The sequence below is a fragment of the Pseudomonas sp. 3HC3 genome, from assembly GCF_044904505.1.
Classification (GTDB): Bacteria; Pseudomonadota; Gammaproteobacteria; order Pseudomonadales; family Pseudomonadaceae; genus Aquipseudomonas; species Aquipseudomonas putida_Y.
The window spans coordinates 79,624-106,287 of the sequence record NZ_JADDRH010000005.1 but is presented as its reverse complement, the minus strand read 5'-3'; the positions used below and the strand labels follow the sequence as shown (position 1 = coordinate 106,287).

Below are 26,664 nucleotides of genomic sequence, written 5' to 3'. Positions count from 1 at the left end.
GCCCCCTTAGTTGAACAGGCCTGCAGCCGAGCCGGACGACCCGCTGGCTGACCCGGACGACGAACGGCTGGTATTGCTCGAAGTTCTCGAAGATGAGGTGCTCGCTGCGGGCGCCACGGTGCTGGTGGTGGCTGCACTGCTGGTGGTGGTGCCAGTACCGTTACCAGTGCTGGCGCCGCCGCCGAAGTCAGTCTGTATGTAGTTGAACGGGTTGACGTCGACGGTGTAGGTGGCCTCGTAGCCGGCGGGTGTGCTGTGGTAACTGCTACCCAGTTCCGGGTCGAGTGTACTCATGCCCTTGCTGACCAAGCCATTGGTCAGCCCGTTCAGGTCCGCCAGTGAAGTGCCGCTGCTGACCTTGCCGATCGCCTGGTTGATGGGGGTGGTGACCATCGATGAAACCTGCTGTATCGCCGTACAGACCTTCTTCTGCGCGTATTTCAATACCGCTTGCTGGGCTGCCGCGAAAATGGAGCCCAGGCTCGGGATCGAGCCGGAGAGATCGAACAGGCTGCCCAGGCCCCCAAAGCAATCCGCGGTGGCGCTGAATAGCGACTCGACATTGGGCGTTGCGGCAGCCAGTTCAGTATGGATTCTCAACGCGTCGTTGATGGAGGCACCGATCGTCCCCTGCTTGGTGCCGTCGGCGCAGTCCTGCGCATCGGCCTTGATGGCCTCGGCCACCACGGAGCTTTGCTCCGAGAGCAGCGTACTCGACGAGGAGCCCAGGCTGCTGGTGGCGGCGAATGCCGGCCCGGCCAGCAATAGCCAGGCACCCAGCACACCACCCATCACCGCGCGCTTGCCCACAGATTTGCCCACCGCCACAGCGACAGGGTTCAGTCGTCCGTCATACATCTGCGTAACTCTCCATGATCTGTGAAATCTCGCGCAGCCGCTCGGCAGAGAAAATCTCGCTGAGCAGGTGAGCTTTGCTGAAGGCATCCAGCCGGCGGCGAAATACCGTGAGGTCAGCGAGTTGCGACAGGTCGCCAGCCAGCAGCGGCGCCAGCGCACCGCTAAACGCGTCGTTGTGTTGCGCGACATAACGAGTTAGGTACATGCAGCGCGAAGAGGTGAGGTGGGCCAGCAACTCGGCAAATGCCTGTGGAACCTGATGCAGGACGCGTGCATAGGCCTCGACGAACGACTGCAGCTCCTGCATCAGCAACTGGATCTCGAACTGATGCGTCGAGGCATCCTCTTCGAAGTCCACCGTCCAGCGGTCCAGGCGGTCCATGCTCACCAGAAACTTCACCAGTTGGGCATTGCGCGACGATTTCGCGAAATGACCAAGGACGCCGTGTGCCGTGAGGTCCAGCGAGTCGATGGGCGGTATGTGCGCACCGGCGGTTGTGTATTCGTCCATTCCCTGCACTCGGTTAAAGCATACTGAAATACGCTAAAATGCATCCTTTTTTTAATTCTGTATCAAAAATGCTGGCGTATCAACTTTTTGACATGTGAATTACAAGAGCGCAATGTTGGCAAATAGCCACTGCGCAGCGGGCGGTTCGCGCCTGATAATTCAATTGGATGCCTTGATTGGCGTGGCTTGCGCAGTGGGATGGTGGCCGCTGATAGGCCGCAGACCTTGCTCATTCGGGAGCGGCTCGCGGCGCGTAACCAGCGGCTGGTGCGCAGGGTTTGCATGAGGTGGGAGAAGGGAGGCCTCGGTCAGGAGGAGGGTGGGGCTGATCCTACGGCGTGAACGCCAGCCTCAGAGACTCTGCATGATTCGGCATTTGGGAAATGCCGAGCAGCCCCAGAATTGTTGGCCTGCCTTGTTGCCCGACTTGTAGCTCCGAACCAGTAGGGCACTGCCGCATTTCGGGCATTGTCGCTCGGTTGTCGGGTTGCTGCGGCGCTTGAGGTTTTGCACATGCTCGCGATGGGTGGCAAGAGTCGGCGCGCGGCGTCCTGCCTGCAGGGCTTCTAACATGGCATCGACTTCGGCCTCGCTGAAAACCGCTTCATCGTACGACTTCATGTAGCGAATGAATTTGCTGCCTTGGGTGACGTTGGCCGGCATTGCGGTCTTGAACGTGCTGTCACCCACGAAGGTGATGACCGAATGCAGGTGCTTGGCGTCAACGCCCAACGTTGTCTCCAGCGCCTTGAGGTGCTTGTAGTTCTGCCGCAATGGGTTCTGGAACTTGAAAGTGCGCTTGTAGAGTTTCTGCGTCCACTGCGCCTGCTTTTCACTGCCGAAGATCCAGCCGCTCATGTTTTTTGTTTCCAGCACGAAAATGCCGTACACCGAGATGAACACATGATCAATCTGAGTGGTGCCGTCCGGGGTATCCAGAGTGATGTTGTGCAGGCTGCGATAGACCTGCTCGTCCAGCTTCAGCCAAACGAAGTAGCGCACCAGCAGCTCGCCAAGATACCCCTTGGTCGTGGGCTGCTTGAGTACCATCAGGAGTATGACGAGCGGGACGAACCAGCTCAGGGTGCCCGCGTTCTGGCTGATAACTGCGAAGAAGTCCATTTCTAGTTGCTCCAAGGTTCCATGGGGCTGCGGACTTTACCGAAATTGACGTGATAGCACGATGGCATTGCGCAGCAGCGAAAAATAAATGAGGTGATTTCTCATTCTCGTTCGGCCTGTGGATAAGGCCGGAATACAGGCCAGTTGCCGACCCTCCACGGAGCTAGAGAATGAGTTCGACACCGGTACCACAGCGCCATCCATTGAATCGTGCCTTGCACGCAGCAATTCTGGGTTTGGTAGTGAGCAGCTATGCATTGCCGTCGCTGGCGCAAACCTCGGGCGCTGATCAGAACACCCAGATGCAGCAGTGGAATATCCCTGGCGGTCCGTTGGCGCCGGCGCTGGACCGCTTTGCCCGTCAGGCAGGTATCAGCCTGTCCTTCGATGCGCAGAGCGTGGCAAATCGCACGACCCCAGGCGTGCAGGGCAGCCTGGCGCCATCGGCAGCACTGTCGACGCTGTTGCAGGGTACCGACTTGCAGGTAGAGCAGCAGGGCCCGAACGCCTACCTGGTCATCCCCCAGGCAAAACCTGCCGGCCCGCTGAAGCTGGGCGCGACCGAGGACTACCGCCTGGCGCCTGTCATCATCAATGCCAAGGTCAAGGCCAGCGCCGACGATGACGCCAACTCGGTGGTTGCCAAGGAGCTGTGGGTAGGGGGCAAGGTGGCGACCAGCATCCTCAACACGCCCGCGTCCGTGTCTGTGGTGACCAACAAGGAAATGCAGCAGCGCAGCGTCAGCACCACCGAAGAGGCGCTGCAGTACACCCCCGGCGTGGTCAGCGACTACTACGGTTCGGACGACCGCAACGACTACTTCCTGATCCGCGGCTTCCAGGCCACCACCTACCGAGACGGCCTGACCCTCAGCTCGATGCGCGGTGTGCGCGAAGACCCTTACGCCTACGAGCGTATCGAAATTCTGCGGGGTGCCAACTCCACCCTGTTCGGCCCGGCAGACCCGGGTGGCTCGGTCAACTTCGTGACCAAGCAACCGCGCTTCGAGAAGTTTGGCCAAGGCTACGTGACCTACGGCTCCTATGACCATGCCGAAACCGGGATCGATGTAGGCGATGCACTGAACGACGAACAAACCCTGGCCGGCCGCTTCACGGCCAAGATGCAGAACAGCGACCGCGAGTACGACCACTCCCAGGATGACAACCGCTTCGTGATGGGCGGCCTGACCTGGGCGCCGACCGATTTCACCTCGGCCACGGTGGTGCTGGATTACCTGAAGACCAACAGCTCGCCGAACAGCGGTGGCTACCCGCTGGACAAGGAGTACGACCGCAGCGATTTCTACGGCGAGCCCAGCTACAACTTCCACGATGTCGAACGCACCAGCCTGAGCGGCAACATTACCCACGACTTCGACAACGGCTTCACCCTGCGCAGCAACCTGCGCTACAGCGAGCTGACCGATGACTTTGGCTACGCCTACCTGAGCGACAACGCCTCGCGTGTTGGCACCACCATTCCGCGCTATGTCTTCGGCACCGACAGCGATGCCGACCAGCTCAATGGCAACTTGATGCTGCAGTACGATGCCCAGTTCGAGCACATCGACAGCAGCACGCTGGTGGGCGTCGAGTACCTCGACTCGACGACCAAACAGAGCTCGGTCTACGGCCTGGCGCCCTCCATCGACATCGCCAACCCGGTATTCACCGGCGTGCCTGGCGGCATCACGCCCTATACCCGCAAAAAGAATGACGCCACCACCAAGGCGGTTTTCCTGCAGCAGAACCTGTCGTTCTTTGACCGCGTCATCGCGACCGCAGGCGTGCGTAACGACTCGATGGACCTGTCGAGCAAGGAATACATCGGTGGCGAGCAGACGGAAAAGGACAACTTCTCCGAAACCTCCTACCGCGCGGCACTGACCTATATCGTCAACGATGAAGTGTCTACCTACGTGAGCATGGTGGAGTCCGTCTCGCCCCCGCAAGTAGGCGTTACCCCGCAGACCGGCAAGCAATACGAAGTGGGCATCAAGTACTCGCCCATGGGCATGGACGCACTCTTCTCCGCCGCTGTTTATAACCTGACCCAGGAGAACGTCACCATTGCCGTGGTGTTGCCAAGCGGCATCATCGAGCAGCAGACGGTGGGCGAGTCACGCGTGCGTGGCCTTGATCTGGAAGCCAAGGCACAAGTCACGCAGGACATCAGCGTGATTGGTGCTTACTCCTACATGGAGTCCGAGGTGCTGCGCGGGTCGCTGTATGACGGCTCTTCCTTGAAGGGCAACGAGTTCACCACGGCGCCCAAACACACTGCATCGCTGTGGAGCTATTACGACATACCGGGCACTGACGTGAGCGTCGGCCTGGGCGCGCGGTATGTGGGGGCGTACTACATGGATGCTGCCAATACCAAGAAGAGCGATGGGACCACGTTGTTTGATGCGGCGCTGAACTACAAGATCGCCAAAGGGACCGACCTGGCGCTGAATGTGAGCAACCTGTTTGACGAGCAGCATGTGGTGGGGTCGGGGACGGCGAATTACTACAACCCGGGGCGGGAGGTGACGGCGAAGGTGAGTTATAGCTGGTAGGGGAAATGTGTACCGGGTGGACGCTGGGCATTCGGCCAGCCTCCACCGTATTCTGATCAGCTAAATGAGGTAGGATAAAGGCTATTTGCCATTATCTGCCTGGCGTGTCCTGGGCATTGATAACGCGGCGCAAGCCATCAACAACTCCCAGGAAGGAATAAATGCGCACACAGGTAATTATTGAGGATCATGTCCTGCCGCAGTTGCTTACTTCGGCGATCGAGGCGTACGAAGTGTCGCACAGGGCGCACGCGCGGGGACGAAGCAACAAGAAGCTCGAAACATTCGGCTTGCTGTGGGGGTATGCCTTACCCGTGCGCAACAACCTTCCTGCCCGCCTGGTTGCCGTGCTCGCCACGGTCGAAACTTCGGCACTCAGGCACTCGGAATGGGTAAAGCCTGATTTCGAATCCATCGCGATGAAGCGCGACTTCTTCGCAGAGTACTGGCCGCAGTTGGAGCTCATCGGCACGTTCCATTCGCACCCATACGAAGACCTTAGCGAGGTCAACGATGCGAAAGGTTGGCGCGCTTCTGACGCCGATGTGGAGTTTTGGCCAGCGTTTCATGAGTCCGTCTGCCCAGACATGGATGAACTGGCGCATCTGGTCATTGCCATTACCGCCCTTGGCCGTAAAGGCTCTGCGGAGCCCCAGCGCCTGCCGGGGAGTGAGTATTCTTCCGGCTATGTGATCAGTGCAGAAAAGCGCAAGCTCTGGATCAAGGGCTACACCTCGTCGCTCTACGAGGAAATCGATGATGATGCCCCTTTCGATGAAGATTTCATGGCCGGAAACATTGAGATGGAACGCTCCTACGATGTGTGGGAAGACGATGATGTACTGCTTGAAATTCCCTCGCTGGAAGCACGTTTCAGGCACGAATTGCTGCGCAAATGAGCCCAGATAACCAGCCAGCGCTGTAAGAGGTGGTCGTAGCTGAGAGCGTGTGCCGGGCTGAGACTTGCGGCAGCAATTCCCGGTCCCGGCATTCAGCTATTAGTCATTCATCAACCACTGTTTCAATTCCTTGAGATTGCTCACCACCAGTTGCTGGGCCTCGGGCAGTATCGCCATGTTGCGGTGGTCGATCTGATACCGCTGCAACACATACTTCACTAACGCCCTGCGGCTGGGTACCACCAATTGCCCATCCGTCATGCCGAAGTCGGTTTCGATAATTGCCTTCTGCGCCGCGTTCAACCGCCCATCAGGTTCGAAGATGACGGGCACTTCCACATTCCAGTCTTCATCCTGCTCGCGCGTGTTCGGCGATGCGTCGAGCAAGTCCGGCTGCCCGCGCAAGCGGCTCAGCACGAAGTCGCGGTACTGGCCGTTCTTTTCGCAGTAAGCCCGTACGTGCCAGCGCATGCCGGTGTACACCAGCGTGTGCGGGGCGATCAGGCGTACCTCGACGTTGGGGGTGTTGAAGGACACGTATTCGGTTTCCAGGCGCAGGCCTTCACGGCAGGCTTTGAGCAAAGGGCGCAGCACCTCTGGCCGAATTGGGCGATCGGGTACTTCCAGCACCCGGGTGTGCGCATAGGCCAGTGCCAGCCCGTCGATGTGCGGGGCGCGCTCATTGTTCTGGTACAGCAGGTGCAGATAGGCGCTGGCGCTGTTGTCGATGAACCGTGGCTCGAACTGCTCGCTCGGTACATAGCCCTTGATCTGCTTGTCATACGTCAAGTTTTCGGGCGCATGTTCGGTGATGTAGGTATTGATGTCCTTCGACGCCTGCTGGCGGCTGATGCCAAAGCTCTGCATCAGGTGCCCCGTGGTCAGCCGGCCTTCCCACCAGGCAACGGTCTCGATCAAGCGATAGCGAAGTGCCAGGTCCCAGCGTACCTGCTCGATGGATTGCTTACGTTTCATACCCTCTCCATGTGCGCGATTACTTTACCTGTATAAGTCTACATTCTAGACGTGTAGTTTTTCATTACATACCTTTGGTTCGCCTTCGGAATGCATCGGAGGCATCAAAGGACATGAACATGACGATGCCGGAAGTGGTTGCGACGGGGGCCTTGGTGGCAATGGGGATCATCCTGCTGGTGCTGATCCAGCAAGGGTTGAAGCTGGGGGAGCTTGGCAAGAAGGTGGAGCACTGCCAGCGGGATTTGCGTTGGTTGCAAATTTGGGAGATGGAGAACCGCGAGCTACGGTCAGCGTTGCGGGCGGAGCGAGAGCATGTGGTGCAGTTGCGCCGCAAGTTGGAGCTGCTGGAGGCGTTGCTGCTAGTTGAGGAGTGATCAGCGGCGGTTGAGTAGCGTACCGTTCAGGGCGTTTGCTTAGCGGGCTGTCGCCATGTCTGGGCTGGCGTGGCCAGGGTTATGCCGTTCTTTGTTTGCTCCACTGGCAATCGTATTTTGAGTTAACAGTATATTGCCTCCATTTTGATATTATCGGCGTGACGATCACAGGCCGCTTGTCTGCGGTAGGCGTTTTACGGATGACTAGGGGCCAATAGGACCTCGCGCAAGGAGTTTTTGATGCAGGAACAATCGATAGATCTGCTACGTGATGAGGCTCGTAGGCTTCTCAGCTTGGAGCTAGGCCTGCTGCATCACCTGCAGGAAGGCGGGGGCGTGCTGTCTGATGATCAGGATGATGAGCATCAGACCTTCAGCAAAACGAATGTCATCAAAGAGATTGGTTACCTCGAAGGCGAGCTAGCCAAAGTCCGTGAATTGAAGATGGTCTTGGCCGTGGTCGGCACCATGAAGGCCGGTAAATCGACCACAATCAATGCCATCGTTGGGCATGAAGTGCTGCCAAACCGCAACCGGCCAATGACTGCGTTGCCGACCCTGATCGAACACACCCCTGGCCAAGTTGAGCCAGTGTTGGAGCTGAAAAACTGCAAACCGATCAACGACCTCATTGTGCAGCTCGGCAAAGTAATCTCATCTGACCGAGGGGACGCGGCGCTGCAGAATCTGGAGCGTACCGATGACATGCTTGACCTGCTGAAGCTGATTGATCAGCGGGGAAGTTTCAAAGCGCTCTATGAGGGGTCGGAGAATATCTTCTGGTTTCTCAAAAGCCTGAACGATTTGGTACGGCTTGCGGCGTTTTTAGGGGTGGACTTCCCCTTTGGCAGCTACTCCAGTATCGACGATTACCCTGTCATCCGCATCGAATTTTCTCATCTCGGCCAGGCGGCTGGTCAGGGTAAATTGGCATTGCTCGATACACCTGGCCCCAATGAGGCGGGCCAGCAGCATCTTCGCAAAATGCTCAAGGAGCAGTTGAAGAAGGCTTCGGCTGTTTTGGCTGTTATGGACTTCACGCAACTTAAGTCTGACGCCGACGAGCAGGTGCGAAAGGAGCTGGATGAGATCGCTGATATTGCCGAAGGGCGACTGTTTGCCTTGGTGAACAAGTTCGATCAAAGGGACCGCAACGGCGACAGTGCTGACCAAACACGTACCTTCGTGGCTGAGTCGTTGATGAATCGCAGGCTCGATGCAGCAGATGTCTATCCAGTCTCTTCGCGTTGGGGATATCTGGCCAGCCGTGCTCAACAAGAAATTGCCAGCCACGGCAAGCTACCTGAGGCCAAGAGAGGCCAAAATTCCTGGGTCGAAGACTTCGGCCAGTTGGTGCTGGGCATGGAGTGGGAAGATACCTTGCAAGACACCGAACTTGTCCAGCGCGGTGCCAGTCACCTTTGGAAGAAATCAAATTTCGCCGAGCCACTTGAGAAAGTGATCTTCAAGGCCCACCGGCAGGCAGCCGTCATGGCGTTGTCCTCTGCTGCGTCGAAGCTGGTTGACACGGCGACCCGCCTTGCACGCTTCCTGGAAGTGCGTGATACAGCGCTGGCCAAGAGTGCCGAAGAACTTCAGGAGCAGATTGGATCGCTGCGCGATGACATTGCAATGATTGATCGCCTGGAACAGGATAGCGAGGAGTCTTCGCAGAACGCGCTGGCGGAAATCAAGTGCGAGATGAGCATGACTTTCACCGAATTGGCGGAGGCTATCAAGCATGAGGTCGGCGAAGGATTCAAAGCGGGAAAGCGGCAAGAGCAGCAACAAGCCGTCGCCCGAATGCAAGAGCAGCACGCACCAACCATGGCAGGGCTCCTCAAGGGAGCGTTTAGCACTTGGTTGGGGGGCGAAGGGGCTCGTCGCGCGCGCAACGGTTTCGATTTTGAGTTCGACGAAAAAAGCCCTGTGATCAACTTCGATAAGAAGTCTGAGGCTGAAGCGCTGCTGAAAAAAATCGAAGATGGTGTGCACAGCATCATTAGCGATGGTGAAGTCGAACTGGTAAAGCGCATGGGTGAAATTCTCAAGGATTTCCGCATTACTTTCGCAGTTGATATCGAAGCCGAAGCTAACAAGCTTATCGCGGGCCTGAATGAGCGGCTCAATCGCAGCGGCTTTTCCATCGATGTGAAAATCCCTGACACAACCCCTCTGACTCTCAAGTACACCGCTGGCGAGGTTCTGCGTGATTCGGTGGATAGTAAGAACCGTAACGTCACGCGCTCTCGCCGCAGCAAAGGGGCATGGGGCACCATTTGTAGCTGGTTCGGGACCTCTGACTGGGGCTGGGAAGAGTACACGGTCAAGCAGGGTTATTACGCAGTTGATATCAACAAGGTCCGAAAAGCCATCGACGTATCTATCGAGCTTCTGTTTAAAGACCTAGAAGCCTCCGCTGCGGACACTATCGCTCAGCCTCTGAAGGAAGGGCTTCACACTTTCTTCGATCAGCTAAAAGGCAGCATAGAAAGTATTCGAAGCGACCTGCAGCAGAGTATTCGCGATCAGGAGCGCAGCCAGGACGAGCAAATTGCACTAGCTGGTTTGCTTTCTAGTTACAAACACCGGGTTGTGCCCATCAAGCGCGACAGCGAGGAACTGCTGCGAGATGTGAGCCCGGCTGGGGTGCCAGCATGAGCGAAGTGCAAAACGATGAGTTGATTGGCGAAGTGACCCGTCTGTTTACCTGTCTGCCGGAAAAATTCGTGGTGGACTTCGCCAATGGTATCGATGTGGTGCGCGAGCGCCAGAGACATATGTCGGCTCGAACCGGGATGTTCGACCGCCTTTACGATGGGTTCACTGGCAAAACAGCCCAGAACCAGGCGGAAATCAATGCAAGCCTCACCGATGGTGTCGAAGGGGCACTGGAGTGGCTGGGCGACTTGACTCAATCGTTGGCCAAGAGTAACCGCGCGATTTATCAGGTGCAGATGCGGGTGAATGGACTGAAACACGATCTAGCTGCGGTCGCTAACTATTCAGCTGATACTCGCTATGCGTTGGAGCGACTTTCGCAGCACCTTGGCGATCGGTGCAGTGCGTTAGAGCAAAATGTTGCAAGAATCGATTGTACGCAACGTGCCCAGTTACACCTCGAGAGTGTTATGGGCAAGTGGGGCGCGGGTCGGTTCGCTGGTCTTAGTCTGACTGGCTGCTGTTATGCGGTGCTGGAAGAGTTGCGCTGGGGGGCATTCGGCGATCATTGCTTAACCATTTCTGGTGCTGAGCGTCAGCAACTACTGGAGGACCTAGCCAACCGGGCAATCATACAGCTGAGTCACGACGCTCAGGTGGGGCAAGCGGAGCGCATCGATACCCGAAACCGCTGGCTGGCGAGGCCATCGCCTGACGTACCATGGAACTTAAACGAAGAGACACTTGCTTATTTGGGAGATTGGTCGTGCCCTGATCGTTCGCCAATGACCTATGCAATTTCGCAGGTGCCTGACGAGTTACCGCTCCAAGTGCCTCTGCTGGGCTCTGCCCGGCGTATGACTGAGGGGTTGGTCACTGAATTGTTTTTGGAGACCTCAGCATGAGTGCATCCTTGAAAGTGGGCTTGGTGTTGTCGGGTGGAGGAGCGAAAGGTGCATACCAAGTTGGTGTGCTGAAAGCCTTGCGCGAGCTGGGTACTCGCATTGATGCTGTTTCAGGTGCAAGTATCGGAGCACTCAATGGGGGCATTCTTGCGTCAGCGCCTTCGCTGGATGTTGCCATAGAGCGTCTGGATGAATTGTGGGGGCGTTTGAGTAAAAGCTCCCCTTTGAGTTTGAAAATGCCTGGCTATGTGTCGTTGCTGGTAGCTGCAGGTTTACGTATGAACGGCGCGCCTGCCATTCTTGCTGCAGCTCATGGCGCCAAGAAGCTAGCCCAGCGCTTTGATGTCGAGTTCCCCGAGTGGCTGAATGGCTGGGAGGACGGTTTTCTAGACGACAAACCGTTGCAGCAACTGATGGATGAGTTTTTGGTCAGCAACGATCTGCAGCGAGGCCTGCCACTTTACGTTTCTCTCTACGAAAGCTTGGGAGGGTTCGAGGATATAGCGCGTGCTCTTTGTGCTGAACTTGGCTTCGGTGACACGCCACATTCAAAGTTTTTCCATGTCCAGTCGATTGAAGATGAGGAGGAACAGAAACGTATCTTGCTGGCCTCTGCGGCGCTTCCGTTGCTTTTCAAATCACGTCGCCATGATGGGCGAAGCTGGTCAGATGGCGGTCAGGGTGGCTGGCAAACCATGCAAGGCAATACGCCGATTACGCCCTTGTTAGAGGCGGGTTGCAACCTGGTTATCGTCACGCACCTAAGTGATGGATCAGTTTGGAGCAGGCAGCGATTCCCAGACGCTACCATTTTGGAGATTCGCCCGAGCACGAGTTTGGCCCGTGCGAATGGGCCTTTGGCGGGGGCTCGCGACTTGCTCGGTTTTGATGGCGAGAAAATTCCATCGTGGATCGAGCAGGGCTATCAGGACACGCTTCAGTGTGTTGGTCGCGTTCTGAATGCACAGAGCGCGCGCAATGAGTTACGCACTTCGGAAGCGGCGCTGGTTAGCATTGAACGTGAGTCCACTAACGCTGATCAGGTGCTTGCAGACGCTATGGCACGATTGAGGTGAGCGTCGCGGGGGACGGGTGGTATTCCGAGCCTCTCGCTATTCAAGGCTATCCGTCTATCGACTCTTCCTCCCGACGTTCGAATGCTAGCACTTTGCCGGTGCTGCGGGCATGCTTTGCACAATCTGCTAGCAAGTAGGGCTGACGCAAAGGAGCGCGAGCGTGGGGTTGGAGAAGAAGGTTAGAGAAGCGCAACTGAATGTGCTGATCAAATATGGTGTTCTGGCTGATTTTTCTGGGGTCGAAGAAAGCGTTCTCGACCGTGCGATTAAAGGCAGCGTTCCCGCAGGCGCTGCACAAGATCTCACTTTTGCTGCTTGGCATGATCAGTTGCTTGGGCCGATTGAGCGCGTGCCTGTAGCCCGTTTCCATGGGGACGTTGCTGGGCAAACCCGGTTTTCGAACCTTACTGACGGTGATGGCCTCGCCAAAGCCGTGAAAGCACGTGACAAGCAGGCACAGAACTCACTAAAGGCTGCCCAGGCCGAAATTGCAAGGCTGCAAGCTGAATTGGCTGCGCTTCGACAACGTGCCGCGCTTTGCGAAAATGTATCCGAGGATGCCGGACGGTTGCGCGATTGGTACAGCCTTGTGACACCAGACTTGCATCGTATTCTTTGGGACGTCAAAGAAATACAAGGCGCAATTTTCGACCACCAGGGCAAGCTGAACAGGGACTTCCGACAGCAGCTGGTTGAAATCATTCTCAACGCCCTGGTTGATTTGGAGTTGCGCGGCTTTTACGTTGATGTGGAGCTACGAGATGATTCGCCGCGCAAAGAAAAAGCCCCCACTATCGTATTGCATCGCAGCCAGCCTTCAGGGGAGGAAGCCCGCGAGCGCGAAGGATTCAACTTTACTGTGCCTGGCGTACAGCCCGATGTGCTCCAGGCCGCGAGCGAACTGATATGGCCTCGGCCCGTGCTGCCGCCAGTCGACAGCCAGATACGTTACACCTGCTACGTGAATATAGGCGTTCATCCGCAGGCTTTAGTGGGGGAAGACGACATTTTTCATCTGTCGTGCTTCATGCATAAATTGTTCGAGGCCATGGCTAGGTCTGGAGACCATCGCCCACGTGGAGCCTTGCGCGAGAAAGTGATCCTTTGCTTGCTACTGGCATTTACTGCGCCTTGTATGCCTGCGCGTTTACGCCGTCAGAATTTACCGGGGCTGAAGGAGATATATTTTTCAGATCAAGAAAACCGAGCAGTGCACGATTCGAAAGATGATAGCAACGTATCGAGCGGGAAAATTGTTGAATACTTGTTGCGTGTTATGCACGCGTAGACCGGCCATTCAGCGTCCTGCAGGTTGCCGTCAGTTCCGCACATACGGATCAGTGCCGGGGACGGCAGGTAACTACCGTCCCTACCGCGCCCCATTCAGGTCCCATCACAACCTGCCGCGTCTCAGGCTTCGATCGAGCCTCTTAGGGGCGATCTGATAGCGCTGCAGCACATATTCCGGGTTATGCCTAGTCGGTTCATTAAGTGGTTCTCAGGATGATCTTCATACCTTTCGTAGCCAGGGCGGTAGCGTGATTGAAACTAACCCGACGATTTACTTTCCGGCATCTTTGCCACAAGGCACAATGCCAGCAAGCCGCGCATCTGGACGCGAGAGGACCTAGGGGATTGGAAGGCGTGTCTACAAAGCAGAAGGTGTTGCTCTGCTGGGTCGGAGGGAACGATCTGAAGGCGTTGTCAGGCAGTGAAGCAGGGCCTGTACTGGCAACGCTAAAAGCGCAAACGTTCGATCGTGCAGAACTGCTTTCGTCTTATCCGGCTGAGCTGGTCGAGCCTTATATCGCCTGGCTCCGTGAGCAGGTCAGTACGCCGGTCACCGTCAGTTATGAGTCACTGACGAGCCCTGTACATTTCGGGGATATCTACCAGGCTGCAAGTGCTCACCTGACTCGCTTGCACCTTCATACCAACCAGCTTTCCATTCTGCTTAGCCCCGGCACTCCGGCCATGCAGGCTGTGTGGATTCTCCTGGGCAAGACCCGCTACCCGGCGACTTTCTATCAGTCTTCGTTGGAGCAGGGGGTGCAGCAGGTTGATGTGCCATTTGAGATTGCGGCCGAGTATGTGCCAGCCGCCAACTCCATCAGTGCCGACAAGCTGTTGCGCCTCGCCGACAGTCGGGCGCCGGTTGATGCCGCTTTCGCCAGCATCATCACGCAAAGCGAGCGCATGCTGCTGCTCAAATCCCAGGCACAGGTGCTGGCTCAGAAGCAGGTGCCGGTATTGCTCTATGGAGAGACAGGCACCGGTAAAGAGTTGTTTGCCAGAGCCATCCATAACGCCGGTCCGCGATCGTCAGCGCCTTTCATTGCTCTCAACTGCGGGGCTATCCCACCAGAGCTAATCGACTCTACCTTGTTTGGCCATCGTAAAGGCGCTTTCACCGGCGCGGTGGAGAATCGTGCTGGGGTGTTCCAGCAGGCGGATGGCGGAACTCTGTTCCTTGATGAGTTTGGCGAACTGACGGCGGACGCCCAGGTGCGTTTGCTGAGGGTGTTGCAGGATGGAGTGATTACGCCAGTGGGCAGTAGTCAGGAGGTGCGGGTCAATGTACGCCTGATTACGGCTACCCACCGCAATCTCATGCAGTCGGTGGCGGAGCGGCGTTTCCGTGAGGATCTGTTTTATCGAGTCGCCGTTGGCGTTTTGCACTTGCCGCCATTACGCGAGCGAGAGGGTGATCTGTTGCTCCTGGCTGACGCCTTGCTCGGGGAGACCGCCAAGCAAGATGACACTCTAGGCGATAAGAAAATTTCCGCAGAGGCAAAGAATCTTATTCTTCGCCATCCTTGGCGCGGAAATGTTCGTGAGTTGCAATCGGCCCTGTTACGTGCAGCGCTGTGGTGCCGAGGCGATTTGATTGAGGCTGGAGACATAGAGCAGGCGCTGTTCCAGATGCCTCAAGAAGGGCATGCTGAACAGCTTGAGAGCTTTTATCAACCTATTGATTTACAAGGGATAATTGCAGATACCGCAAGGCGCTATCTGCGTCAGGCCCTGAAAGTGACCGGACACAATAAGACCCGGGCAGCCGGCCTGCTTGGGCTGAAAAGCCAGCAAACGCTGACAAACTGGATGAGCAAGTACGACGTCGAATAGAAACTTGGCACGATCCTCGCTTGGAGGATGGTTATGGACAGAATCGCCTATATGAAATCAGTCAACTTCGAGTTCCTTCGTCCCGGCAACGAGTTGCTGGCAAACCTAGCTGGCCTGGCCGAGGCCGTGATTCATATTGATCCGGGCAGCGCCCTGACGCGCTTGCGCAGTTTTGCCGAGGAGCTGACGAAAGGTATCTACAAGGAAGAATTGCTGCCGCGTATGCCGCAGTCGACCTTTTACGAACTGGTTAAAAGCTCGGTGTTCACCGATTGCGTCAGCAAGCCTCTGGTTCACCAAATCAACTTCCTGCGTATCCAGGGCAATGACACCGCTCATGGTGCGGAAGGTGATCTGCGCAATGCGCAGTTGGCACTGAAAACCGCTCATCAACTGGCCATGTACATGGCCATCAGGTACTACGGCACCGCACAGGCTGATATCTCTCCCTTTGCCGAGGTGCAGGACCCGACTGCGACTCTTGCCAGCCTGCAGAAGACCGTCTCCAGCTACGAGAGGGAGCTCACTCAGCAGCAGGAAGAGCTACAGCGAGTCATGGATAAGCTGGAGCAGGAGCGCACCCGCAATCTTGATAAGCTGGAGCCGCCTGCTAAGCCGGATCAGCAGAACCGTCAGCAGCAGAGTCAGAAAGTTGCCGACAGCCTGCAGTGGAACGAAGCCAAGACCCGCGCTCTGCTGATTGATGCCATGCTGGTTCAGGCGGGCTGGGATATCAGCAATCCCTCGCAGGTCGGCCAGGAAGTGGACGTCGACTTTCCCGATAACGTCTCTGGCAAGGGCCGTGCTGACTACGTGCTATGGGGTGACAACGGCCAACCGCTGGCTGTGATCGAGGCCAAGAAATCCGGCAATGTCAGTCTGCAGGCCGGACGCGAACAGGCCCGGATGTATGCCGATGGCTTCGAGCGCATGGGCATGCAGCGCCCGGTGGTTTTCTACAGCAACGGCTACGAGACCTTCATCTGGGACGACGCGCAATACAACACCTACCGTCCGGTGTACGGCCTCTACAGCAAAGACAGCCTCGAATACCTGATCTATCAGCGCCAATACCGCAAAGCGGAGCTGGAGCGTCATAACCCGGATCTGAATATCGCTGACCGCCCTTATCAGATCGAAGCGATCAAGACGGTTGCCGCTAACTTCCAGCAGCAGCGTCGTCGTGCGCTGATCATTCAGGCCACCGGCACTGGTAAGACTCGCGTGTCCATCGCCTTGGCCGAGTTGTTACTGCGCACCGGTTGGGCCAAGCGCGTGCTGTTCTTGTGTGACCGCAAGGAACTGCGCGTCCAGGCTGATGATGCTTTCAAGCAGAACCTACCCAGCGAGCCGCGTTGCGTGATCGGTGAAACCAACAAGGTCGATCAGATCGCACGTGTCTACATCGCCACCTACCCGGGCATGATGAGTCGCTTCGCCCAGCTTGATGTGGGCTTCTTCGACCTGATCATTGCCGACGAAAGCCACCGTAGCATCTACAACAAGTACCGCGACCTGTTCGACTATTTTGATGCCCTGCAGGTAGGTCTCACCGCCACTCCGGTGAAGTTCATCAGCCGCAATACCTTCGACATGTTCGACTGCGAGACGACCGACCCGACCTTCGAGTTCGGTCTCGATGCAGCCATCAACAATGATCCGCCGTACCTGGTGCCGTTCCGCGTTAAGGACCTTACCACCGATTTCCTACGCGACGGCATTCACTACAACGACCTGAACGAAGGACAGCAGCGTCAGCTTGAAGAGGACCTCGGCGAGGAGGAGGCCAAGCGCACCACCATCGCCGGCAAGGATATCGGTCGCAAGATATTCAGCGAAGACACCGACCGCCTCATTCTGGAAAACCTGATCGACAACGGCATCAAGGATGAGACCGGGTCACTGGTTGGCAAGACCATTGTCTTTGCCCAGCGTCAGGACCATGCTGAGCACTTGGAAAAACTCTTCTGCAAGCTCTACCCGCAGTATGGCAGCAAGGTCTGCAAGGTCATCCACAACCAAATCCCGCACGTGGGTACGCTGATCAAAGAATTCAAAAAACCAGAGAACGACTTCCGCATCGCCATCTCGGTAGACATGCTCGACACCGGCATCGATGTGCCCGAAGTGGTTAACCTGGTATTCGCTAAGCCGGTGAAGTCCTGGGTGAAGTTCTGGCAGATGATCGGTCGCGGCACACGCCTGCGCCCCAATCTGTTTGGTCAGGGCAAGCACAAAAGTGAGTTCCTCATCTTCGATCACTACGGCAACTTCGACTTCTTCGAGCAGGAGTACGAAGAACCAGATGACAAGAGCGGCAAGTCGCTCCTGCAAACCACCTTCGAAGCGCGTCTGGAGCTGGCGCAGGCGGCTCTCAAACAGAACCATGCCGCCGCCTTTGATACCGCCATTGAACTGCTGCGTGCCGACATCAATGACCTGCCGGAGAGCAGTGTTGCTGTCAAGCGCGAGCTGCGGGCTGTGCACCAATTGCAGCAGGGCGACCAGCTGCAAAAGTTCGACGCCAAGACCCAGCATTTGCTGCAAAATACCATTGCCCCGCTGATGTCGGCTCGTGTGCTGCGCGACAAACATGCCACTGCGCTCGACAAACTTATCGCCGCCATCGAGCGCTGCCTGGTGGAAAACGCCAGTTGTTTCGAGGATGGCAAGATCACCTTGTTGGAAGAGATCGACAAGCTCGCCATCAATATTCAGGCCGTGCGCCAGAAGGATGCCTTGATTGCGGAGGTGCGTAGCGCGGACTTCTGGCTCAACGCCAATGTGGGCAAGCTGGAACGAGCTCGGCAGGAGCTGCGTGGCATCATGAAATATCGCAAGTCCGGTGAGGGAGTGCTCTACAGCACGCCGGGCACCCGCACCGCCGATGGCGGCGTGCAGGTGGCTGAACGTCAGATCAAGATCCCAGGGGCCAACGAGGCCATGATCTACCGGCACCGCCTCAAGGACATCCTCGACGGCATGCTGGCTGCCAACCCGACGCTGCAGAAAATCCACAAGGGCGAGCCTATTGCTGAGCAGGAGCTGAACTCGCTCACCTCGACCATCCTCACTACTCATCCTGGCATCAGTCTGCAAGTGCTGAACGAGTTCTATGGCCGCACCGCCAGCGAGCTGCAGTTGACTGTGCGCGAGCTGATTGGCCTGGATGTACAGGCCATTGAGCAGCATTTTGCCCAGTTCCTGCATACCCATCCCAGCCTCACGGCCCAGCAGGTGCGCTTCATGAACCTGCTAAAAAGCTACATTGCCCAGCACGGCAGCATCGTCATCGAAAAGCTCTACGACGCACCGTTTTCTAGCATTTCCCACGAAGGTATCGACGGTGTGTTTGCCCCCGCCGATGTGGGCGTGCTGGTGGCCGTGCTCAAGCCCTTCTTGCGCGGGGATAACCCGTCTACCAGTCACTAGGAGTGCACATGCAAGCCAGTCAATGGACCACCGATATAATCGTCATCACAGTTGTACTCGCACTGGCTTGCGCGTTGCTGGGTTATTTCGCGGCAGCATTGCGTCAGGGCCGACAACTCAGTCAGTTGGCGGCCGAGCTTGTGCAGGCCCAACTGGCTAAAACGACAGCAGTGGCCGGCAGCGCCGCTTTGAGTGAGCAGCTCAAAGCCGCGGAAGCACGAGGGCATGAGCTCCAGGTCGCCGAGAGTACCCTGAAAACCCAGCTGCAGGGCGCGTTCGACAGCGTGACCCGGCTGACTCAGGAACAGCAGGAAGCTAGGGATCGTCATACAACCCTGGAGACCAAGCTGGAGCAGTCTGCCAAACAACATCATGAAGCGGTCATTCAGCATGAAACGGCGTTGACTGAAATTCGGAGCCTTAACGCGAAAGTTGAGGACTACCAGAATCGTCTGGAGCAGGCGAATACCTGGCTTCAGCAAGAGCGTGAATCGGTCAGTGGTCTCAAGTCAGCATGGGCTGAGGAGGGCAAAAAAGCCAAAGGCTTTGAGGCTGCTAACTCGGATGCTCGGACACAGCTGGCAGAGCTGAAGGAGCAGATGAAGACCGCAGGCGAAAAGATTGAAACCTTGCAGGGCGACCAGGCAGAGACCAAGCGCCAGGAAACCAAGCTAAGGGCCGAACTGGATGAGCGCGAGGCCAGCCATGCCCGTGAGCTCGCCAACTTCGAACGGCAGAAAGCCAGCTTAACCGAGCAATTCAAGCTGCTGTCCAACGAAATTCTCGAAGCGAAAACCCAGGCCCTGCAGGAAAGCAGCAAGCTCAGCCTGAGTGCCGTGATGACGCCGTTCCAGCAGTCTATCGACAACTTCAAGCGTGAAGTGCACGAGATCCACCACCGCGAAACCACCCAGCAGGGTGAGCTGCGCAAAGAGCTGGAGCAACTGAAAACGCTAAACCAGCAGATCACCACCGAAGCCCATGAGCTGTCCACCGCGCTGCGTGGCCAAAAGAAGCTGCAGGGCAACTGGGGCGAGCTGGTGCTGGAGAACGTACTCGACCGCTCTGGCCTGCAACTGGGCAAGGACTATCTGCGCGAAGTCAGTATCTCCACCGAAGAAGGGCGTCAGCGCCCCGATGCCGTGGTGTACCTGCCTCAGGCCAGGCACCTGATCATCGACGCCAAGGTTTCGCTTAACGCCTATACCCGCTATGTGAACGCAGAAGACGATTTAGAGCGTAAGCAGGCCCTGAAAGAGCATGTGCAGGCCGTGGCCAGCCGCATCAAGGAACTGGCTGACCGCGACTATTACAAACTGCCGGGCCTTAATTCTCCGGACATGGTATTCATGTTTATCCCTATTGAGTCGGCCTTCGTCGAAGCGCTCAAGGCAGACGAAACCCTGTTCCAGCAGGCCATCGAGAATAACGTGCTGGTGGCCACACCTACCACGCTGCTCACCAGCCTTAATATCGTGCGCCAGCTCTGGCGCTATGAGGATCAGAACAAACACACCGCCGCGCTGGCCAGTCGGGCAGAGGGCGTGTTCAAAAAGCTCAACACCTTCTTGGCCAGCTTTGAGAAAATAAAAAAGGGCTTGGAAACCGCCACCGAAGCATATGTTAAGGCCGAAGGCCAGCTGGTCAGCGGCAAAGGCAACCTGGTCAAACAGGTGGGCGAATTCAAGAATCTGGCGCCTGCCATCAAAGCCCAGTTACCTGCCTATTTCGCCGACAAAGCTGCGCTGGAAATCGACTTTATCCCTGCCGAGCAGAACATTGAGGCGCTTACTGACAGCACCGAAGATCAAGACCTGCTCGCTGAATCCGACACTGAAACCGACTACGAGAACGCCTGATGCTCACCGGCAAGATACGCAACGATATCGACAAGCTCTGGGAAAAATTCTGGACTGGCGGTATCACCAACCCGCTGACCGTGATCGAACAGATCAGCTACCTGATGTTCGCTCGGATGCTCGACATGCAAGAAGACGTGGCTGAGCGCAAGGCTAACCGCACCGGCAAGGCCTTCGACCGTCTGTTTCCCAATACACCGGAAGGCCAACTGCTGCGCTGGAAAAATTTTCGCAACATGGGCGGGAAGGAACTGCACAGTCACCTCAAGAAAAAGGTCTATCCGTTTTTCGCCCAACTCGGCAGCGCCGAAGGTGAGGGCGGTGAGCGCGAAGGCCTTGGCCATATCAGCGAATATATGCAGGACGCCGATCTGGAGATCAAGAACGAGTCCGTGCTCACCTCAGCCCTAGAGATGGTCAACGAGCTGCCGCTGACCCAGAGTGACGTAAAGGGCGACATCTACGAATATCTGCTCAGCAAGCTCACCACCGCCGGTATCAACGGTCAGTTCCGCACGCCACGCCATATCATCGACGCGATGATCGAGCTGATCGCCCCGAAGCCGACCGAGGTGATCTGCGACCCGGCCTGCGGTACTGCCGGCTTCCTCGCTCGCACCATGGAATACCTCAACCGCGTGTATTCCAGCCCGGAAGGCACCTTCACCGATGATGACGGCAACCTGCATTACTCTGGCGACCTGCTCGAACCCTACCGCCAGCACCTCAACAGCCAGATGTTCTGGGGCTTCGACTTCGACACCACCATGCTGCGCGTCTCCAGCATGAACATGATGCTGCACGGCGTGAACGGTGCGAACATCCGCTATCAGGACTCCCTGAGCAAGTCCATCAAAGAGCACTACCCGCGTCAGGAACAGAACTTCTTCGATGTGGTGCTGGCCAACCCACCGTTCAAAGGCAGTCTGGACGAAACTAACACCAACCCGGATGTGCTCGGCCTGGTGAAAACCAAAAAGACCGAGCTACTTTTCGTCGCCCATATCCTGCGCTCGCTCAAGCTGGGTGGCCGCGCCGCGGTGATCGTGCCGGACGGCGTGCTGTTCGGCTCATCCAAGGCCCACCAGCAACTGCGCCAGGAGTTGCTGGATAACAACCAGCTGGAAAGCATCGTCAGTCTGCCTAGCGGCGTATTCAAACCTTATGCCGGGGTCAGCACCGCTATCCTAATCTTTACCAAGGGTGGTACCACCGAACGCGTGTGGTTCTACGACCTGCAGGCCGACGGCTATTCGCTGGACGACAAGCGCACCGAGCTGAAAGGCGAGGGCAGCAATGACCTGCCTGATGCCATCGCCCAGTGGCACAAATACCGGCAGATGGTCGAAGGCAATATCAGCGCCAGCACCATCAACACGCTGTTCGGCGACAGGCGCAAAAAGGCCTTTGTCGTGCCCGCCGAGGTTATCACCACCAATAAGTACGACCTCTCCATCAATCGCTATAAGGAAGTGGATTACGAGCAAGAGCAGTACGAAGAGCCGAAGGTGATTCTGCAACGGCTTAAAAGTTTGGAGCAGGAGATTCTGGCGGATCTGGATGAGCTGGAGGTGATGCTGTGATTATGGCTACTTTGGACAATGTTTGTTCAATTCAAAGTGGTGGAACTCCTAATCGAGGCACTGAGTCGTATTGGGGTGGGAGTATTCCATGGGCCAAAATAAGCGATCTAGAAGGATCTGGAAACGGATATATCTCGGATACTGATGAGTATATTTCAGAGGAGGGGCTGGAAGCTATTCGAGGTCGCATTTTTGATGATGGCACATTGCTTTTTGCAATGTATGGTTCTGTAGGTAAGTCAGCGATTGTAAGGGGTTCAATTTCTACGAATCAAGCGATCCTCGGGATTAAACCAGACGCTTCTCGACTTGACTTGAATTACTTAAAGTTTTGGTTGCGATCGCAACAGCCGAAGTTCGATCGGGATGCGCAAGGTGTTGCGCAAAAAAATCTTTCAGCGGGGTATGTTCGGTCACTTGAAATCCCTCTCCCACCCCTGCCCGAACAAAAAAGAATCGCCGCTATACTCGACAAGGCCGACGCCATCCGCCGTAAACGCCAGCAAGCGATCCAGCTCGCCGACGACTTCCTTCGCGCCGTATTTCTGGACATGTTCGGCGACCCGGTGACTAATCCCATGGGTTGGGAGGTTCGCTCTATTGATGACCTATGTTCAGAGATCGTCGATTGTGTAAATAGAACTGCGCCTACTGTTGCTTATTTGACGCCATACAAGATGATTCGGACAACTAACGTTCGAAATTACACGCTCGATACTAATAATGTGCGGTATGTGGACGAGGAGACGTATAAGAATTGGGTTAGGCGATTAACTCCTGAAGTCGGCGATATAGTCTTTACTCGGGAGGCCCCTGCAGGTGAGGCGGCCGTGATACGTACGGAGGATAAGATTTTTCTTGGACAGAGAACAATGCTTTTTCGTCCGATTTATATGTTGATTTCGAGTGATTATCTACTGTTTGAATTGATGGGTAGTGGGGTGAGGACTCAGATCAATAAAATGCATTCGGGGTCCACAGTTACTCATTTATCGGTTCCTGAATGTAAAAAGTTTAAAATTAGAGTTCCACCTCTTGAGCTTCAGAGAAAATTCGAATCCATAAAAAAGGCGGTCCTTAGAGTGCGAGCATTGGGTGCGGGGGCGTTAGATGCATCCCTGTTCGAGTCTGTCAGCCAAAAAGCCTTCTCCGGCCTGCAGTAGTGAAGGAAGTCATCGTGCTTTGGAGCTTGAGTTTGAAGACGGCAGAGCGCTGAAGGTCAGGTTTGATCAAGGGGTTGCCTATTGGCAGGTGCGCTTCGGCTCGCACAGTGACATGTGGTTTGCTTTGATCAGGCTTCGCAGGATCAGCTAATGCACATGGCGAGGGTGGTTGAGACCGCACTAGTACAGAACTCTGAGCAGAAATGGGCAACAGACGTGCTGGTTGAACTTAAAGGCTAATCTCTTCCCACGCTGAGTTCGGGGTATGGGTTGTATTGTGGTAAACCCATCCCCGAGTTGTTCGCTGGTTTGCTCGCCAACCACGTGTTTGCGGCAACCACAGGCGCAAGTCAGTTCGTGCTCGGGCAAGTCATGAATGACTTCAATGCGTGGCAGGTCAGCCGACAGTGGCTTGCGTTTGCCGCGCTGCTTGCTTGGCGCAACAACTTCTTCGTCGGCATCATCAGCGGTAGGTACCCACTGACTTTCGGGTTCATTGAACAACGCCAGTTGGGGCGTGTTGGACTCGACGGTTTGCTCGGACTTGCGATTGAATAATCGGTCACGCAGCAGCTTGACCTGTTCTTTAAGGTCGACGATCTGACCTTTGTCGACCGTGCGCTCGGCCAACAACTGCGCAAGCAGTAGTTTGAGCGCGGCAGGGTCGTCAGGAAGGTTATCGGGCACTGAAATCATGGCCCGGATTATACCCGGTCAGGCGACGAAACGAGGAGTCAAAACCTGATGCGGACGGTTGCGCCAGAGATCGAAACCGTCGAGTAGCCAATTCAGTTCCTGGACGGTCAGTACGATAGCTTCGTCGGTCGCGTCGGGTGAAGTTTTGAAACGCTCGGCTTCGAGGCGCTTGAGCCAAAGGCAGAAGCCGTTGCGCTCCCAATACAACACCTTGATGCGGTTACGGGCTTTATTGAGGAAGACGAAAAGTACCGGGTCGAACACGGCGACCTTGATGTCCAGTTCGACCAGGGCTGTGAGGCCGTCGATGGACTTTCGAAAGTCCACGGGCTTGGGGTAGAGGTAGACTTTTCGACTTTGCTGCCGGGGCGCATCATGGCGGGCTGGCTCCAGAAAGAAATCGGGAGCACAGCATCGGGAATCAGGTGGACGGTTGGAATGTGGGGATGATGGATCCCTTACTGCAATTCCACCGTAGCAGCGCTTCGTAGTCTTCCACTGAGGATGCATGCGGCAGGCATTCCTATGCGTGGCGCAGCCACGCATAGGGCTCTTAACCATTGGCTTTGGCGGTTTCGACCAGACTGTAAAGTTATGCGCTGGCTGTGGCGCCTTGGGCGTGTCACTGAAGAGCCAGTTCTTTCTGCCAATGACAAACGGCCGGATGGCACGTTCGGTCGCATCATGTGAGCGAGCTCCAGAAAAAATCGGGAGCACAGCATCAGAGATCAAGTAGGCGCTTTGAATGTGGGAGCGCTTATGATCGATTGGATTAACAGGGGCCAATCAGCTGACCCCTTTAAGCATCGCGGTGTATGGCTCAACGCATCATGCCGAGTTCTGCATCATCCAGTAGCGCTTTGCCCAAAGCACAGAGGTAATGCGCCGCCCAGATCAATTTGGGCTTGTCTTCCATCAGCCCGTCTATGGTCAGGTCCCGCGCGTAGCCCATCAGTTCCGAGGCCTGTTCGCGGGCGTTTTGACAAGGAATGCCTGCTTCGATGCGGAACAGTGGGTGGGTCTGGTTTTCGCCTTGAAAGAAGATGGTTTTACCCACTGTGCATTGGGTGTCTTCGGTTGTCATTGTTCAATCTCCCTGGTTCTGCTGATGCGCCGGTAAGCCGGGCTGGCACAGGCTTTCGCTCGGTATGCGAATCAATGCATCGGTTGCGGGTTGGCTGTTTGCTGTATTTGCGTCAGCGCGGATTCGAGTAGCCGCCGCAGGGTTTCAAGCTCGTGCATCGAGGCCATGATCAACACCGATGCGGGTGACTTGGGCTGCATCAGTATTGCCTGCTGGGCTACGGCTTCTGCACAGAGCGCGTAGTCCGAGGCCATCATGATCGTGTCTTCCAGGGAGTGGAAGTGGTGGGGTGGGTCGGGGACTATCTTCAACATGATTGCTTCCATTTCAGGGCCGTCACCGTCTGCTGTCAAACAGAGGGTGGCAGCTGTACGCGGGTTGACAGACCGGCGGAAACAACAAGTTCCGGCGCACGCAAGCGTGCCCGCACGTACAGCCGCCATAACGACGAGCCGTTTTGTTGTTTACCGTCGCGACCTGTCAAAGTCATGCCGTTGATGAGCAACGACCCACCGAGACTAAAACCCTGAAAAAATGACCGCAACGGAAAACAGGCGCAGGCAGTATCTTTGGGAAACGCCCTACAAGAAAGGGGTTAAATCCGATTTTTTCGACCCACAGCGTCCAAATGCCAGGCACAAAAAAAGACGCCCGAGGCCCCCTTCGATAACACTGCAGGTGTCTTCTCGATGTGCCGTTGCCGGTGCAGGACGGCGCGCTGCGGGTCAGTGGCGCTCATAACGGCAACGGGTCGCTGCCTGGACTGAACTGCGAGAACATCCAGTCGATGAACACCTGGGTCTCGGCGACCGCATCCTGGGATACCCCGTAGTAGTAACGGGTCAGTGGCAGGCGCAGGTGTGGCAGTGGGCTGTGCAGGCGACCGGTGGCCAGGTCCTTGCCCAGCAGCGAGGCCGGGCACAGCGCCACGCCAAGTCCATCGACGGCGGCCTGCAGCACCAGGTGCATGTGGTCGAACTGCAGTCTTGGCTGGCGCTGCGGCTGGCTGACACCGGCCAGTTTGCACCAGGCCGCCCAGTCGCCACTGCGGGTGCGGCCCGAGAGCAGGGTATGGCGCAGCACATCGCTCGGTGCAATTACCGGTATCGCCTGCAGCAGGGCGGGTGCGGCGACCAGCAGCATGTCGTCCTCGAGCAGGACGTGCGGTTCTACGTTGGCCGCCCAGCCCGAGCTGCCACGGCGTACCACCACATCGAAGGCTTCCCGTGACTGGTCCGGGGCCAGGGTGCTGGTGACCACCTCAGGCTGGATGTCCGGATGCTGCGCCATGAAATCGGGCAGACGCGGGATCAGCCAGCGCACCGCGAAAGACGGTCGGACATTGATCATTACCTTGCGCGCCGCACTGCCGCGGGTCAGGGCGTGGGTGGCGTTGGCGATCTGCGCCAGGCCCTGGCTGATCTGTTCGAAATAGGCTTGGCCGATCGGGGTCAGCAGCGATTGCCGGTTGCGGCGTTCGAACAGCACCACCCCCAGGTGTTCCTCGAGCAGCCGGATATGGCGGCTGACGGCGCTGTGGGTAACGTGCAGCTCTTCGGCGGCACGGCTGAAGCTCTGGTGACGCGCAGCCGAGGCAAAGGCACGGACGGCGTTCAAGGGGGGGAGGTCGGCGATCATCTGTCTAATTTAGTCACATCAGAGGTGCAATTAAAGCGTTTGTCAGCAGTCGCACTTCGCGCCACCCTGAAGGCCGCTCTTTCTGCCCTGGCCGCCGCCCCATGGCTGTGAACACCACCCAAGCTGCCGATCGGG

General features: G+C 56.7%; 20 protein-coding genes and 2 pseudogenes. 12 read left to right on the top strand and 10 right to left on the bottom strand.

The features are described 5' to 3' along the window. Nucleotides 1–6: 6 nt before the first annotated feature. From INQ47_RS10785 to INQ47_RS10775, 3 genes are all read right to left on the bottom strand, one after another. Nucleotides 7–858, bottom strand: a complete 852-nt coding sequence (locus tag INQ47_RS10785) for a hypothetical protein (RefSeq protein WP_014592435.1) — start codon at nt 856–858, stop codon at nt 7–9. Then, nucleotides 851–1,369: a hypothetical protein gene (locus INQ47_RS10780; RefSeq protein WP_019438944.1), complete on the bottom strand. Its 519-nt coding sequence runs from the start codon at nt 1,367–1,369 to the stop codon at nt 851–853. Before INQ47_RS10780 ends, INQ47_RS10785 begins: the two co-directional genes overlap by 8 nt. A gap of 351 nt (nt 1,370–1,720) precedes the next feature. After that, nucleotides 1,721–2,491 carry an NERD domain-containing protein gene (locus INQ47_RS10775; RefSeq protein WP_404701655.1) on the bottom strand — a complete coding sequence of 257 codons (771 nt, stop codon included), beginning with the start codon at nt 2,489–2,491 and terminating at the stop codon, nt 1,721–1,723. Nucleotides 2,492–2,661: 170 nt separating this feature from the next. Here INQ47_RS10775 and INQ47_RS10770 point away from each other — a divergent pair, with 170 nt between their 5' ends. Together INQ47_RS10770 and INQ47_RS10765 are read left to right on the top strand one after the other, a co-directional pair. Beyond that, the gene (locus INQ47_RS10770; protein ID WP_404701654.1) at nt 2,662–5,055 is read left to right on the top strand and encodes a TonB-dependent siderophore receptor; all 2,394 of its coding nucleotides are present in this window, start codon (nt 2,662–2,664) and stop codon (nt 5,053–5,055) included. A gap of 161 nt (nt 5,056–5,216) precedes the next feature. Beyond that, nucleotides 5,217–5,954, top strand: coding sequence for a hypothetical protein (locus INQ47_RS10765; protein ID WP_404701653.1), 738 nt, complete (start codon nt 5,217–5,219; stop codon nt 5,952–5,954). A gap of 99 nt (nt 5,955–6,053) precedes the next feature. Here the strand turns inward: INQ47_RS10765 and INQ47_RS10760 are convergent, their stop codons facing one another. Beyond that, nucleotides 6,054–6,929 (bottom strand): WYL domain-containing protein, encoded by an 876-nt coding sequence (locus tag INQ47_RS10760; RefSeq protein ID WP_014859377.1) that lies wholly within the window; start codon nt 6,927–6,929, stop codon nt 6,054–6,056. Between the two features lie 119 nt (nt 6,930–7,048). Here INQ47_RS10760 and INQ47_RS10755 point away from each other — a divergent pair, with 119 nt between their 5' ends. The 10 genes from INQ47_RS10755 to INQ47_RS10710 all read left to right on the top strand — a co-directional run bounded on the left by INQ47_RS10755 (nt 7,049) and on the right by INQ47_RS10710 (nt 23,111). After that, nucleotides 7,049–7,306, top strand: a complete 258-nt coding sequence (locus INQ47_RS10755; protein ID WP_404701652.1) for a hypothetical protein — start codon at nt 7,049–7,051, stop codon at nt 7,304–7,306. Between the two features lie 240 nt (nt 7,307–7,546). Further along, complete coding sequence (locus tag INQ47_RS10750; protein ID WP_401098265.1) at nt 7,547–9,967, top strand: dynamin family protein; 2,421 nt, start codon at nt 7,547–7,549, stop codon at nt 9,965–9,967. Further along, on the top strand, nt 9,964–10,872 hold the full coding sequence (locus INQ47_RS10745) for a diguanylate cyclase regulator RdcB family protein (RefSeq protein ID WP_401098267.1): 909 nt from the start codon (nt 9,964–9,966) through the stop codon (nt 10,870–10,872). Before INQ47_RS10750 ends, INQ47_RS10745 begins: the two co-directional genes overlap by 4 nt. After that, the gene (locus INQ47_RS10740) at nt 10,869–11,948 is read left to right on the top strand and encodes a patatin-like phospholipase family protein (protein ID WP_401098270.1); all 1,080 of its coding nucleotides are present in this window, start codon (nt 10,869–10,871) and stop codon (nt 11,946–11,948) included. The genes INQ47_RS10745 and INQ47_RS10740 overlap by 4 nt, the downstream gene beginning before the upstream one ends. Nucleotides 11,949–12,108: 160 nt before the next feature. Further along, nucleotides 12,109–13,236 (top strand): hypothetical protein, encoded by a 1,128-nt coding sequence (locus INQ47_RS10735; protein ID WP_401098273.1) that lies wholly within the window; start codon nt 12,109–12,111, stop codon nt 13,234–13,236. Between the two features lie 254 nt (nt 13,237–13,490). Beyond that, nucleotides 13,491–15,074 carry a sigma-54 interaction domain-containing protein gene (locus INQ47_RS10730; protein ID WP_404701651.1) on the top strand — a complete coding sequence of 528 codons (1,584 nt, stop codon included), beginning with the start codon at nt 13,491–13,493 and terminating at the stop codon, nt 15,072–15,074. A 51-nt stretch (nt 15,075–15,125) separates the two neighbouring features. Then, nucleotides 15,126–18,506, top strand: a complete 3,381-nt coding sequence (locus tag INQ47_RS10725; protein WP_404701650.1) for a DEAD/DEAH box helicase family protein — start codon at nt 15,126–15,128, stop codon at nt 18,504–18,506. 8 nt (nt 18,507–18,514) lie between these two features. Continuing rightward, a complete protein-coding gene (rmuC, locus tag INQ47_RS10720) occupies nt 18,515–20,365 on the top strand; it encodes a DNA recombination protein RmuC (protein WP_404701649.1) in 1,851 nt (616 codons plus the stop codon). Continuing rightward, on the top strand, nt 20,365–21,948 hold the full coding sequence (locus INQ47_RS10715) for an N-6 DNA methylase (RefSeq protein WP_404701648.1): 1,584 nt from the start codon (nt 20,365–20,367) through the stop codon (nt 21,946–21,948). Before rmuC ends, INQ47_RS10715 begins: the two co-directional genes overlap by 1 nt. Before the next feature lie 2 nt (nt 21,949–21,950). Then, nucleotides 21,951–23,111 carry a restriction endonuclease subunit S gene (locus INQ47_RS10710; protein ID WP_404701647.1) on the top strand — a complete coding sequence of 387 codons (1,161 nt, stop codon included), beginning with the start codon at nt 21,951–21,953 and terminating at the stop codon, nt 23,109–23,111. A 294-nt stretch (nt 23,112–23,405) separates the two neighbouring features. On the opposite strand, the pseudogene INQ47_RS10705 reads toward INQ47_RS10710, so the two are convergent. The 6 genes and pseudogenes from INQ47_RS10705 to gcvA all read right to left on the bottom strand — a co-directional run. Beyond that, nucleotides 23,406–23,807 (bottom strand): annotated as a pseudogene (locus tag INQ47_RS10705) (IS66 family transposase); the annotation flags it as partial. A gap of 18 nt (nt 23,808–23,825) precedes the next feature. Further along, on the bottom strand, nt 23,826–24,317 hold the full coding sequence (gene tnpB, locus INQ47_RS10700) for an IS66 family insertion sequence element accessory protein TnpB (RefSeq protein ID WP_404701646.1): 492 nt from the start codon (nt 24,315–24,317) through the stop codon (nt 23,826–23,828). Beyond that, nucleotides 24,229–24,494: pseudogene (locus INQ47_RS10695) on the bottom strand (transposase domain-containing protein); the annotation flags it as partial. The pseudogene INQ47_RS10695 and the gene tnpB, both read right to left, overlap by 89 nt. A gap of 133 nt (nt 24,495–24,627) precedes the next feature. After that, complete coding sequence (locus INQ47_RS10690; RefSeq protein WP_003249898.1) at nt 24,628–24,891, bottom strand: DUF3077 domain-containing protein; 264 nt, start codon at nt 24,889–24,891, stop codon at nt 24,628–24,630. Nucleotides 24,892–24,962: 71 nt separating this feature from the next. Then, on the bottom strand, nt 24,963–25,205 hold the full coding sequence (locus tag INQ47_RS10685; RefSeq protein ID WP_404701645.1) for a hypothetical protein: 243 nt from the start codon (nt 25,203–25,205) through the stop codon (nt 24,963–24,965). A gap of 421 nt (nt 25,206–25,626) precedes the next feature. Then, nucleotides 25,627–26,529, bottom strand: a complete 903-nt coding sequence (gene gcvA, locus INQ47_RS10680; RefSeq protein WP_404701644.1) for a transcriptional regulator GcvA — start codon at nt 26,527–26,529, stop codon at nt 25,627–25,629. Nucleotides 26,530–26,664: the final 135 nt, after the last annotated feature.